15 protein-coding genes and 1 tRNA gene are annotated in these 12301 nt (G+C 58.8%); 11 read left to right on the plus strand and 5 right to left on the minus strand.

Annotated features, from left to right (window positions below):
• Position 1: 1 nt before the first annotated feature.
• On the minus strand, positions 2–466 hold the full coding sequence (locus tag HY247_00090) for a DNA-3-methyladenine glycosylase I (protein ID QQG48763.1): 465 nt from the start codon (positions 464–466) through the stop codon (positions 2–4).
• Between the two features lie 238 nt (positions 467–704).
• On the opposite strand from HY247_00090, the gene HY247_00095 reads away from it, so the two are divergent.
• Positions 705–899, plus strand: coding sequence for a hypothetical protein (locus tag HY247_00095; protein QQG48764.1), 195 nt, complete (start codon positions 705–707; stop codon positions 897–899).
• On the opposite strand, the gene HY247_00100 is transcribed toward HY247_00095, so the two are convergent.
• Positions 886–1896 carry an AbrB/MazE/SpoVT family DNA-binding domain-containing protein gene (locus tag HY247_00100; protein QQG48765.1) on the minus strand — a complete coding sequence of 337 codons (1011 nt, stop codon included), beginning with the start codon at positions 1894–1896 and terminating at the stop codon, positions 886–888. The two genes, HY247_00095 and HY247_00100, sit on opposite strands and share 14 nt — an antisense overlap.
• Positions 1897–2032: 136 nt before the next feature.
• Between HY247_00100 and pstS the strand changes: the two genes are divergently transcribed.
• The 7 genes from pstS (at position 2033) to HY247_00135 (ending at position 7822) form a co-directional block, all read left to right on the plus strand.
• Complete coding sequence (gene pstS, locus HY247_00105) at positions 2033–3211, plus strand: phosphate ABC transporter substrate-binding protein PstS (GenBank protein QQG48766.1); 1179 nt, start codon at positions 2033–2035, stop codon at positions 3209–3211.
• Positions 3212–3274: 63 nt separating this feature from the next.
• Positions 3275–4219 (plus strand): phosphate ABC transporter permease subunit PstC, encoded by a 945-nt coding sequence (pstC, locus tag HY247_00110; GenBank protein ID QQG48767.1) that lies wholly within the window; start codon positions 3275–3277, stop codon positions 4217–4219.
• 1 nt (position 4220) lies between these two features.
• Positions 4221–5060 carry a phosphate ABC transporter permease PstA gene (gene pstA, locus HY247_00115; protein ID QQG48768.1) on the plus strand — a complete coding sequence of 280 codons (840 nt, stop codon included), beginning with the start codon at positions 4221–4223 and terminating at the stop codon, positions 5058–5060.
• A 65-nt stretch (positions 5061–5125) separates the two neighbouring features.
• Positions 5126–5899: a phosphate ABC transporter ATP-binding protein gene (gene pstB, locus HY247_00120; GenBank protein QQG49497.1), complete on the plus strand. Its 774-nt coding sequence runs from the start codon at positions 5126–5128 to the stop codon at positions 5897–5899.
• A 9-nt stretch (positions 5900–5908) separates the two neighbouring features.
• Positions 5909–6535 (plus strand): phosphate uptake regulator, PhoU, encoded by a 627-nt coding sequence (locus tag HY247_00125; GenBank protein ID QQG48769.1) that lies wholly within the window; start codon positions 5909–5911, stop codon positions 6533–6535.
• Positions 6536–6798: 263 nt separating this feature from the next.
• A complete protein-coding gene (locus HY247_00130; GenBank protein ID QQG48770.1) occupies positions 6799–7662 on the plus strand; it encodes an SIMPL domain-containing protein in 864 nt (287 codons plus the stop codon).
• A 52-nt stretch (positions 7663–7714) separates the two neighbouring features.
• A tRNA-Asp gene (locus tag HY247_00135) sits at positions 7715–7822 on the plus strand.
• 14 nt (positions 7823–7836) lie between these two features.
• Here the strand turns inward: HY247_00135 and HY247_00140 are convergent.
• Together HY247_00140 and HY247_00145 are read right to left on the minus strand one after the other, a co-directional pair.
• Positions 7837–8259 carry a hypothetical protein gene (locus tag HY247_00140; protein ID QQG48771.1) on the minus strand — a complete coding sequence of 141 codons (423 nt, stop codon included), beginning with the start codon at positions 8257–8259 and terminating at the stop codon, positions 7837–7839.
• An 85-nt stretch (positions 8260–8344) separates the two neighbouring features.
• Positions 8345–8785, minus strand: a complete 441-nt coding sequence (locus tag HY247_00145) for a hypothetical protein (protein QQG48772.1) — start codon at positions 8783–8785, stop codon at positions 8345–8347.
• A 217-nt stretch (positions 8786–9002) separates the two neighbouring features.
• On the opposite strand from HY247_00145, the gene HY247_00150 reads away from it, so the two are divergent.
• The 3 genes from HY247_00150 (at position 9003) to eif1A (ending at position 11203) form a co-directional block, all read left to right on the plus strand.
• Positions 9003–9482, plus strand: coding sequence for a cupredoxin domain-containing protein (locus HY247_00150; protein QQG48773.1), 480 nt, complete (start codon positions 9003–9005; stop codon positions 9480–9482).
• 135 nt (positions 9483–9617) lie between these two features.
• Complete coding sequence (locus tag HY247_00155) at positions 9618–10844, plus strand: DEAD/DEAH box helicase (protein ID QQG48774.1); 1227 nt, start codon at positions 9618–9620, stop codon at positions 10842–10844.
• Between the two features lie 53 nt (positions 10845–10897).
• The gene (gene eif1A, locus HY247_00160; GenBank protein QQG48775.1) at positions 10898–11203 is read left to right on the plus strand and encodes a translation initiation factor eIF-1A; all 306 of its coding nucleotides are present in this window, start codon (positions 10898–10900) and stop codon (positions 11201–11203) included.
• 13 nt (positions 11204–11216) lie between these two features.
• On the opposite strand, the gene HY247_00165 is transcribed toward eif1A, so the two are convergent.
• The gene (locus HY247_00165; GenBank protein QQG48776.1) at positions 11217–12278 is read right to left on the minus strand and encodes a hypothetical protein; all 1062 of its coding nucleotides are present in this window, start codon (positions 12276–12278) and stop codon (positions 11217–11219) included.
• Positions 12279–12301 lie beyond the last annotated feature (23 nt).

Below are 12301 nucleotides of genomic sequence, written 5' to 3' on the forward strand. Positions count from 1 at the left end.
CCTACTGGTGCTCGTGCGACGCAATCCAGGACTTCTCTTCTCTGTTTGGAGCCAGTGGATAGCCTGCCAGCCACAGGAACATCCTCGCAGACGAAGGCCCGATGTGGTGGAACCTCTCCTGCAGGTCCTCCTGCAGCCTGTCCTCCTCCTTACCGAAAGAGTCTAGGTACTTCTTGAACGACCCGAACTCTTTCTTGAGCTTCACGACCTCCCCGGCGTTATGAATCGTAGCCCTGACTTTCTTCTCGTTCCTCACGATCCCGGTATCCTTCATCAGCCTGCTCACATCCTTCTCGGTCATCTTCGAAACCGCGGCAGGGGAGAAGCCCTCGAAGGCCTCCATGAAGTTGGGCCACTTGTTCTCTATCATCCTCCAGTTCAACCCCGCAGCGAACATCGCGCGAGACATGCGGGCAAGGTACTCGTCGTCAGTGGACGCCGGCTTCGTCTTCCAAGATGGAGGCATGCGCCCAGCCATGGGGCCGCGCCCTTATCAGACTATCCAGCTCCAATAGTTTCACTGCCCACAATAATCCCATTCGGCAAGCCCCTTATCCCATCCTCGGTCTTAGAAATGCATGAGACAAGAAATAGAACTGACGGAAAGAACGGAGCCTACGCGAAGTGCCTTCACGAGGGAGACCTTTGACATCCTCTTCGCCCTGGCCAAAAGGTCGACTTCAGCTGCAGAGCTCAGGGATTCATTGCCCATGAGCCAGCCCGACTGCGAATCCCTCGTCTCGGAGCTCCTGTCGGCCGCGCTACTGGACATCGTGCCGGGGCCACTGACTTCAAGAGAGGCGCAGAGGTTCTGCCTGACGGACAGAGGAGGCGCAGTCCTCCTGAGGATTCTCGAACAGACGTGCGAGATTCCGGAAGCCTCAGCTACGGTTCCCTGACCATCAGGTCTAGGGCAGTCTCCGAAATGTCAGCTCCGTACTCGGCGATTCTGCGGATGCTCTCAAGGACGAGCCGGACTGAGCCCACCTGGGCCCCGTTCATCCTCGCAGCGAGCATCTCTCCGCTCAGCTTCTCCTCGATCCTGGACACTTCGCCAGCCTTCCCTATCGCCTCTTCCGCGAACTTCGGGTCAAGGCGTAGTAGCGCGGTGACAGACCCCTCGAAAACCTTCCTCGAGAGTTCTGCCAGGTCTTTGATCCGCTTTAGTGAGCTCTCCGGGAGGGAGTTCAAAGCCTCGGCCTGCGATGCAATCTGGACCGCGTGGTCCCCGACCCTCTCGACGCTCTTCGCGACTAGCCTGTAGCCCAGACAGTCCCTTGCAGAGCCCAATCCCATCTCCTGAATGACTGATCGGTCCCTGATGGCGATATTGAGCTGTCTCAGGATGAAGTGATAGAACCTGTCCACCTCGTCGTCCCTGTCTATCACCTCCTTGGCGAAGCCAGACTCGTCTGAGCGCAGTGCGGCGACGGAGTCGCTGACCATTCCGGAAGCGATGATCCCCATCCTCTCCACTGCCTTCTTCAGCGGCAGGTCGGCGTACCCTGAGAGGCATTGCGTGAGCAGGGCCGTCGGGGACTCCTCGATTATCTCCACTCCCACCAGCTTTCTTCGTATCCCGTCCCTTATCGCTCCCCTGAATGCGGCGTCTGCCTTGCCCAGGTTGACCCGGACGACGTCGTACCCGGTCAGATAGTGCGAGATATAGTGTCGCAGCACACCGTCCCTGTCCATACCCGAGACGACGTCAATCGCGGCCTCCGGCTTGGAGACCTGCCTAAGGTCCCGCCTGGGGACTATTAGGAGAGAATCGTCCGGCTGCGTTATCACCGCCACCGCATCCTTCGGTCTGAGCCCGACTTCCTTGACCCAACTCTTGGGCAGTGAGACGACGAAGCTGTTACCTCCCGTGACCTGAACCTTGCGAAAGTCCACGGTCCGGAGCAGGCAAGGATGTATATATGTGTGTCCGAAATCCACTTCGTCTCTATACTTCCTGTCGTCCACAATATGGACACGTGGAATACTTCGGCGACCCCTAAAACCGGCGCGCCTGCGGGAAGGCTCGAAAATGAACACCGAACGGAAAGCAGTAAGCACAACTACAATCGCAATTGTCGTGGTGTTGATCGTCGTGGTAGCGGGTGCCGGGGCGTATGCGCTCTACGGATCCAACTATGGCGGGAACACTACCTCATCCAACACGACAACCTCGGCCCAGGCCGAAACGCTGGGCGGCGCCGGCTCGACATTCGTCTATCCGCTGATGTCGGCGATGATAACCCAGTACTCGGGCCTGCACACGAACATCCACATCAACTACCAGGCAGTAGGCAGCGGGGCAGGAATCACCGACCTGGAGAGCCACACCGTCGACTACGCAGCCTCGGACGCGCCCCTGAAGGCAGCCGACCAGGCAAAGGCTCCAAACGCCCTGACGATTCCCGTCACAATAGGCGCAATCACTGTCGCCTACAACCTCCCGCACATCGCGACGGGCTTGAACCTCACGGGTGACGTGATCGCCCAGATCTACGCAGGGAACATCACCATGTGGAACGACCCCAAGATAGTCAACCTCCAGACCAACGCGACCCTCAAAGCAGCACTACCAGCCCAGCAGATCATAGTGGTCCACCGCTCTGACAGCTCAGGAACCACCTTCACCTTCACAGGCTTCCTCACGCAGGACAGCCCGGCCTGGGCAAAGGAAGTTGGGCAGGCGAAAGCACCCTCCTGGCCGACTGGGTACGGGGCAAACGGCAACGCGGGCGTCGCAGGGTTCGTCCAAGGGACACACCTGACGATAGGCTATGTGGAACTCGCGTACGCGCTCACGTCCACGCCGAAGCTGACCCTGAGCGCCGTCCAGAACCCTGCGGGCAAGTACGTGGTCCCCAGCCTCCAGACCTCTGCAGCGGCAGCGTTGGCACTTAGCAACCTCCCCGCGGGCAACGGGGACTGGTCCGGAGTCGACCTCCTGAACAAGCCTGGAGCCACGACATACCCAATCGTCACTTTCACCTACATCTTCGTCTACAAGGAGCTGAGCGTAAACACGGCGCAGACCTCAGGCAAATCGATTGCAGGGGCGACCGCCCTCGTGCAGTTCCTGTGGTGGGCCGTGCACGACGGCCAGCAGCAATCCCAAACACTAGACTACGTCCCGCTGCCACAGAACGTGGTAACGCTGGACGAACAGACTATCCAGACCATCACCCTCAACGGACAACCACTCCCAACATCATAGGCATGGTGCCGGGCTTCCGACACCAGCCTCTACCCATTTTACAGACCATAGGAATCGTCACTTATGAGGAGCCTCCCAAGCGGCGATACAGCGTTCAAGGTCGGGGCCGCCCTTCTTGCTTCATCCGTCGTACTCATAGTCTTCTTGGCCGGGTATGTCCTAGTCAGCGGCTCGACTCTAGTCCTCTCGAAGTTCGGAACCTACTTCTTCACAGGGATTGAATGGAACTCGGCCGAAGGGCACGAGATCTACGGCGCGCTTCCCTACCTCTTGGGGACGCTCGCCACATCCGGGATCGCTATCGTAGTAGGAGTCCCGATCAGTCTCGGCATCGCCATCTTCCTCTCCGAGATGTCTCCCAGGCGACTGCGAATCCCGGTCTCGAACCTGGTCGAGTTGCTCGCCGCTGTCCCCAGCGTGATCTACGGGCTCTGGGGATTCTTCGTCTTCCGCTACTTCCTGGCCGACTACATCGAGACCCCGCTCTCTGCCTACTTGGGATGGCTCCCTGGCCTAGGCGGTTCTCCCGTGGGGGTCGACGTCCTCTCGGCTGGCTTGATACTGTCGATCATGATCATACCCACGGTCTCCTCCGTGAGCCGCGAAGTCATTTCTGCCGTCCCCAACTCGATCCGCGAGGGCGCCTACAGCATCGGCGCTACCCGATGGGAGGTTACGCGCCACTGGGTGCTCAACTACGCACGCTCCGGTCTCTTCGGGGCCGTCATTCTGGGCCTCGGGAGAGCGGTGGGCGAGACCATAGCGGTGAGCATGGTGATAGGCAACGCGGTCGGCCCCCTTGCCCTGCCTACTTCACTGCTCAAGCAGAGCCAGACGATGTCGTCATACATAGTCAACATCTTCTTCGACGCGACCCCGGGGACCTACGAGTTCTCTGCGATTCTCGGCGTTGGCCTCTTCCTTCTTGTCTTGGCCCTCGTGATTAACGTGCTAGCGCGACTCATGGTCACAAGGCTGCTGAAAGTGAAGGGGGGCGCGGTGGAATAGCATGGACCACTATGCCGCGCGCAGGCTGAAGGACAGGGTCTTCACGATACTTGGTGGCCTCTGCGTGGTCCTCGCTGTCATACCCCTCGGGAGCATCTTGTTGGGTGTCATCGCGAAGGGCCTCCCTGCGATGAGCTGGGCCTTTCTCACCACGGACTCTCTTCCGAGCACGACTAGCCCCGGGGGAATAGGGCCGGCGATACAGGGGACGCTGATGCTCGTAGGCCTCACCAGCCTGATCGGAATTCCGATCGGCATCATGTCCGGGATCTTTCTTGCAGAGTATGGGACCAATCGCTACGCGTCAGTCCTGAGGCTTCTCAACGACGTCCTAACCGAATTCCCGTCGATAGTTGCAGGGATCACGATTTATCTTACCTTCGTCCTGATATTCGGCTACTCGACCATCGCCGGAGCACTCGCCCTGTGCTTCATCCTGATTCCCATCGTTTCGAGGACCACGGAGGAGTCGGTCAAGCTCGTGCCCAACTCCCTAAGGGAGGCCTCTCTGGCTCTGGGGATAAGGAAGTGGAGGGGGACGGTCAGCGTGGTCCTCCGTGCCGCACGGTCGGGGCTCATCACCGGGTCCCTTCTGGCCGTCGCAAGAGTAGCCGGAGAGACGGCACCGCTGATTTTCACTGCGTTCGGAAACAGCTACTTTGCCACAGGTCTGAACGGGCCTGTGGGCTCGCTTACCATGTACATCTTCTCGGACTGGAAGCAGCCCTACCAGGGTTACCAGCTTCAGGCGTGGGGCGCCGCCCTTGTCCTGATCCTGATGGTACTGCTGATCAACATAGCCGTCAGGCTCGCGACCAGAGGAAGAGGAGCCAGAAGGTGACCCTAGTCTTGCAGGAGACCCTTGAGATGAAGACAAAAGAACTACGGCCGCCAGACCCGTTTCCGATGGGCGCTCCCGGCTCCAGCGAGAAGATGAGGAGCGAGGGGCTCAGCGCATGGTATGGGGGAAAGCAGGCCCTCGACGGCGTCAGCCTTGGGATAGCGTCTCACGCGATTACGGCTATCATAGGGCCTTCGGGGTGCGGAAAGTCTACCTACGTCAGATGCCTGAACAGGATGCACGAGCTGGTCCCCGGAGCCAAGACCGAAGGGCACGTCTTCCTCGATCGGAACGACATCTATGGGCCAAAGGTGGACCCGGTCCTCATTAGACGAAGGATAGGAATGGTCTTCCAGAAGCCCAATCCATTTCCCACGATGTCAATCTATGACAACGTCGCAGCAGGGCTGAAGCTCACGGGAGCGAGAAAGGGAAAGGACCTGGACGAGGTAGTACGAAGGAGCCTTGAGCTTGCCGGTCTGTGGGACGAAGTCAGAGACGACCTGGACAAGCCGGGGACGAGCATCTCCGGGGGGCAACAGCAGCGACTCTGCATCGCGAGGGCAATCGCCCTCGAGCCCGAAGTGATATTGATGGACGAGCCTTGCTCGGCCCTGGACCCTGTGGCTACCGCTAAGATCGAGGGCTTGATGACCTCCCTGAAGAGCAGGTACACCGTGGTCGTCGTGACCCACAACATGCAGCAAGCCTCCAGGGTCGCGGACTATACCGCCTTCCTCTACCTGGGGAAGCTGATCGAATATGATGACACCCCCAAGATTTTCGAGAACCCGAAGGAGGAGCTTACTGAGAGGTACATCACCGGGAAGTTCGGATAGTGGTATGGATTGACTAGGCTCATGGACATGGGGCTCGAGCGGCTCAACGGGCTCCTCCTGGAAATGGCCGCCCTCTCTGAGAACGCCGTAGCCTCGTCCATAGAGGCGTACGCCAGCGGCGGAAAGGCCGGACAGGTGCGTGAACAGGCTCAGAAGCTGCAAGGCCTCCACCGCCAGGTCAGCGACCTCACCATGGAACTGATCGCAAGGTTCCAGCCGGTCGCCTCGGACCTCAGGTTCATCAAGGCCTGCTTCGAGATTTCATACGGCTTCCACAGATTCGGCCGATATGCCCTGGACATAGTGGAGGTGCTCGAGATGTTCGGGGACCTTCGAAAGTGCGACCACGAGGCCGTGGTTAAGGCAGCCGCCACGACGAAGGAGATGATCAGGATGAGCGTGGACGCCTTCGCGAAGAGGGACGTCGGGCTGGCGAGGCGCATTCCAAAGCTGGACGACCTGGTCGACGAGAGCTACAGGCAGCACTTGAGGGGAGTCATGGACCAGAAGAAGGACGTCAGGTGCGCACTTTCAGCCAGCCTCATCCTCAGGTACCTGGAGAGGATCTCGGACCACGCGACCTACATCGGCGAGTCCGTCGACTACATCGTGACAGGTATCGAGCCCTCGGCTTGACACCCGGTCGACAGGACAGGTCGACCAAATCCGTAACTATCACCGGTTCTGGAATCCCGCGTGCCTAACTGCCCGAAGTGCGGGAAGCTGATCAGCGGGAAGAAGTACAAGAGGCACCTTGCACGATGCGGACAGAAGCACAAGATGCCCCCGAAGCCCCTGGACCACCCAGAGAATTTTTACATGAAGATTTAGGATTCTTGGGACATTCCATCCTGTTCTGGTAACTATTCTAATTAACGGCCCCCAATACTTTGTAGCCGTTGGCAAAGCCCGCCCGGCCCGGCGTCGCTGGTGCGACCGTCGTCCTCCTGATAGCTGTAGCAGTCCTGGCGACGTCGACCGGGTTCATGTCTTACCTCTACTTGCAAAAGACCACGGAGAGGACCGGTCCGATTCAGATTGGAGATGGTTCGGTGACCTTTCCTCCCTCGTCAGGGCCATATTCTTCTCAGTCTGGGAACTTCGATCCAACTTACACAATCTCTGTCTCTGGCTCCGCCCAAATCCAATACACTCCCAACGAAGCGCTAGTTGGCATCTCCGTGGTCGCGAAGAACGCAACCGCCCTGGGTGCCACCAAGGAGGATGCGATTCTCACCGCCAAGGTGATCAAGGCGCTAAATTCGATAGGCATAGCCAACACGAGCATGCACACTCAGGGGTTCTCTCTTTATCCGAACTACTACGAATGCTACTGCTACAATCCGAATCCGCCGGCCATCGTGAGCTACACAGTTTCAAACAGCCTTACTATCAACATCACCAACAGTGACCCGGCAGCTCTTGGGCTAAAGGCTGGCCAGGTGATAGACACGGCTACAGGGGCCGGCGCGAACCAGGTCAATCTGGACTTCTCCGGGACTAGGTCGATGGTGCAAAAGCTTCAGAACCAGGTCCTTAGCTGGGCTGTCGATTCGGCTCATCAACAGGCCACTTTGATAGCAACCGAGGCTGGAGTCAATATCACCGGAGTCGTCAGCGCGAGTAGCGGGTACTCCTCCTACTGCTGTTATTCAGACTACGCACCCAGAGGGATACAGGATGCAAGCGCATACCTCACTCCGATCATCCCGGGAACTCAGACGCTCTACTCTTCAGTCCAAGTCGTCTACTCAATCGACTGACTTGGTCAGTTCTGGTAAACTAAATAGCCGACATCGGGCGGGGTCTTTCGACGCCCTGGTAGTATAGAGGTCAGTATGCTGCCCTGTCAACGAGCGCGTCTTGGCAGAGCGGCGGCGACCCGGGTTCGAAATCCCAAGGACGAAAATCCCGGCCAGGGCGCTTTCTTAATTCGGTCATCGGGCCGGAGTTCTGTCCCACGGGAACGGGAGAAGTTGAGAAAGCCTGACCTTCTTGGCCTCCCTCGTGCTACTCCCGACCTGAAGAATCACGTACGGATTCCCAAAACCTCTGACAAGGTCTCGACACTTTCCGCACGGTGGCAAGACTCTGTAGCCGCCTCTTCCTTTCTCAGCTACCGCCACGATGGTCCGGATTCGCTTCTCGCCACTTGAAAGCATCGTCCCGACTGCGGAGTACTCTGCGCAGGAGCCGAGCGTCGCCGTCTTCAGATCGATGCAAAGCCCGAAGAACTCCGTCCCCTTACTGGTCTGAATCCCGGCCGCGACATTGGAAATCTCCGAGCCGTACTTCTTCAAGTGAAGCCTTGTCTTCTCGACCAGCGACTCTTCTTGGTCGTCAAGCCCTAGCAGTTGCATCGGAGCACCGAACGAGCCCGAGAAGATAAGGCTGTTCCGTTCATGATTCCCAAAGCCTTCCCCGGCCGAAGTAGCTGACTGAACTCTAATTGTCTATGTAGGCGACCACGTTCGGCCTTCTCAGGTAAAGCCATAGCATCGCCAGGGATCCGCCACCCACGGCGAGATTAACAAGGACCAGCGGGGTCCTCAAACCAACGATTACTGGAACTGAGTAGTAAGCTAGAAACAAAGAGGTGTAGGCGAGCATGACCAAGACCGAGATTAGAAGGCCTGCATAATGGGCCCACACCCTTCCCTTCATGATCGCAAACGCCGTTACTATCTGAAATACCGAGAGAACTTGGATCAATAGCCTGAGCGCGACGTCGTCGGTCACTACATGAAACCAAGGGCATGCGACGCACCCAACGTAGAGATTCTTGCTATCGCTCGGCCCGTAGAGATACAGGGTGACCCACAGTCCATAGGCCGCCGCGGCAGTCCACAGCAACATCACAGGGATAATCCAGGTAGGCCTCTTCATGGGAGTGAACGTAGTTCGGCTGACCGGAGGCTGCCCGGATTCGCCCCCCTGTCCGCTTCCAGTGCCACTCTCTAAGCTCAACTTCTATGACCACCCCGTACCTAGAGCGATTTTAACATCTTGGAGCCGGCTGGAATGTTGACAACCCCCGAAACTGCCCCAATCCTGAAGACATCCTGAAATAGCGTTAAATCGAATTTGTCTCAAAATCCGCTGCATGCGACCCAGGGGCGCCTACCTCTTGGCAGCCCTGCTCGTCTCCCTCTCGCTCCTGGCCGTCCTCGCCTCATCCCCGCGAGTCATCGCGACCGTATCTCCAGTCTCCGTGAGCATCCAGGACTTCTCGTTCAATCCAGGCACGATTCACGTGGTTATTGGAGTAAACAACACCATCGTCTGGACTAACAATGGGGCGGAGCCCCATACTGTGACAGCGAACGGCGGCGCCTTCTCGGGAAGCAGCACGCTGTCGCCTGGGGAGAACTTCACACACACCTTCTCGACACCGGGCACCTTCGGATATCACTGCGCGATACACACCTTCATGACCGGTACTGTCGTCGTCATCGGCACGGGGACCACGTCGACCTCCAGCTCTGTGACCACCACGACATCAACAACGACGACCACCACGACTGTGATCCTCCCAAGCCACTCTGGTGCCGGAAGGGTCGATGAGCCCCCCGAACTCATGTAGCCGGCCAGCCAAGCCAATGTCAGGTCTTCTCCCTTTAAATACGGGGCTCCAGGCGTAAAGTCGTCAATCTCTGCGTCTCATGGCGCCACTCAGCAAGGCCGCCAGCGGACAACGAATTGTTGAGTAGTGAAAAAATTGGACAGCTTCATGGAGTTGCACCTGAGCCCGGCCGTTCGAAAGGGCGTGGACGAGGCAGGGTACCGCAGGCCCTTCCCAATCCAGGCCCAAGCGATAGGCCCCCTCCTGGAGGGAAGGAATCTGATCGGACAGGCGAAGGCAGGCTCGGGCAAGACACTCGCATTCGGGATACCCCTGCTTCATTCCATAGACACGTCCTTGCCGGTCATCCAGGCTCTCGTGCTCGCGCCCACGAGGGAGCTAGCCGTCCAGATCACCAAGGAACTGATCAAGATCGGGTCCTTCACGGGCGTGAGGATTGTCACAATCTACGGAGGCCAGTCCATGAACCTCCAACTCGACGCTCTTCGCCGAGGACCACACGTCGTCGTGGGGACTCCCGGGAGGACGATCGACCATATCAAGCGCGGGACGCTGAGGCTCGGGTCCGTGAGGTTCGCTGTCCTCGACGAGGCCGACACGATGCTGGACATGGGATTCATCGACGACGTAGACTTCATCCTGGGCAAGACCCCCAACTCGAGGCAGCTGAGCCTCTTCTCGGCGACGATGCCGAGCTCCATCATGAGGCTGGCGGAGAAGTACATGCCCCAGTCGACGCACATCATGGTCGACCAGAACGAGCCCTCTCCTGAGGCCCTCGAGCAGTTCTACGCAAGGGTCGACGCTGACAAGCGCCTGGAGCTCCTACTCGACATCCTCTCCAAAGAGAGGCGCGGCTCCGCAGTGATCTTCTGCAGGACCAAGTGGGGCACGGCCAGGCTGGCCCGCGAACTGGAGAGGAGATTCATGAGCGTAGTGTCGCTCCACGGCGACCTCTCCCAGAACCAGAGGGACCACTCGATGAGCCTCTTCAGGTCGGGGAAGGCGGACATCATGGTGGCCACCGACGTCGCCAGCAGAGGCATCGACGTCAGGCAGATCGGGTGCGTGGTGAACTACGACGTCCCCGAAGACCCGGTCGTATACTTCCACAGAGTTGGAAGGACAGCGAGAGCAGGCGACCCTGGAAGGTCGTACACCTTCGTCACTCCCTTCGAGGAGGGGGACTTTGCGCGGATCCTAGGCCAGGCAAAAGCGGAGATCAGGCCCCTGAGACCTGGCGACGAAAAGCGCAGGCACGTCGACAAGGGGCAAATGAGGCACGCCGGAGGCAGGCAGGGCGGGCGGTGGGCCAGGAAGGGAGACCGCGGTGCCCGACAGAAGTGGCGGAGATACAGATAAAATGCGCCCGAATTCCGCAAGGATGCGAATGAAGGTAGAGCCGGTGAGCCTAGTTGGGTAAGCGCAAGGTTCTCAGCGAATCCAACCTCAAGGAACTGGTCATGCCCCAGCAGGGCGAGATCCTCGGCCGGGCGATCAAGATGACCGGGGGCGACCAGGTGATCGTAAAGTGCGTGGATGGCGAGACGAGGCAGTGCCGGATCAGGGGCAAGCTCAAGAGGCGAATGTGGATCAGGGAAGGCGACATCGTCCTTATCGCTCCCTGGGACTTTGACAACCGGAAGGCCGACATCCTCTGGCGCTACATCAAGGCACACGCAGAATGGCTCAACACCAACGGCTACCTGAAGAACGTCTAGCCTGACCCGGCGGTCAGATGTGCAGGGTCCCTGAGATTATCCTCGAAAGGAGGATCGCCACGACCGATAGCACGATCGCTGTGAACCGTCCGAGGACTCCAGTGTCGAAGGGCCACGTCGGGACGGCCGAGACCATATCCCTCCTGAGCTGAAGCATCTGCACTTCCTTGATGTCCCTGAGCAGTGAGTCTGCGTCTCCCGCCGGACCCGATACCCTCGCCAGGCCCTCAGCGATCCTCCGCCTCTCCTGTCTCTTCCCCGCGAGCATCATCTTGTGGACACTATTGAGCGGGAGGAAGAGCATGATGGCCCCGACCACTTCCAGTACCAGGACTGCGGCAATCGAGAACGGGTCGGCGATGATCACAACCACGGCCCCGACAAAGAGGATGACGGCCGTGTACGAAATGAAGAGAGTAAAGGAGATCGAGCCGATCGGCCTCACGCCGAGCATAGGGTCCACTTCGGCCGAAGTCAGCTTGAGGTCCTCCTTGCCGAGCCTATAGAGCCCCCAAAGGGTTCTGAAGTAGACCCAGACGAAGACCCCGAAGACGACGCTGACGACTGTGTTGCTGACCGCGACATAGATCTCCATGAGGGGCCCGGTCGCAAGGCCGAGGAGGCTGTAGACGTACTCGACTGAGGCCAATCCAAGGACTGCGGAGACGACGAGCATCGGCTTCAGGCTTGAAATCCCCCCGAAGACCTTGCGGAGCGTCCGAGGCCCATCGGGCGCAAGCGCGGTCAGCTCGGCCTCGTACTCCTCGACCTTGGTCCGGACGAACTTCGGCATGTACATGACCGTGAAAGTGCTCAAGGTGAAGATGGTCTGCGCTGCAACGCCAGACTCAACGGAAGTCGTGACCACGGAGAACGAAGAGTATCCAGTCAGGAAGGTCAGCTTGAACGCTGCATCCAAGCTCCCTGTATCTATGAAGATCGCCACAAACTGAGCCGGCGGCCCCAGCAAGACCGCAAAGACAGCACAGAGCACGATGTAGGGGATGTGGACGCTCTTGGCGACCCTCTCGAAGACGGTCAGCCCTACGGAGGTTGAGACTCCGGCAGACTCCAAACCAACTCATCGCCTCTCCCTTG

The sequence above is a fragment of the archaeon genome (assembly GCA_016432545.1).
GTDB lineage: Archaea > Thermoproteota > Nitrososphaeria > Nitrososphaerales > Gagatemarchaeaceae > UBA183.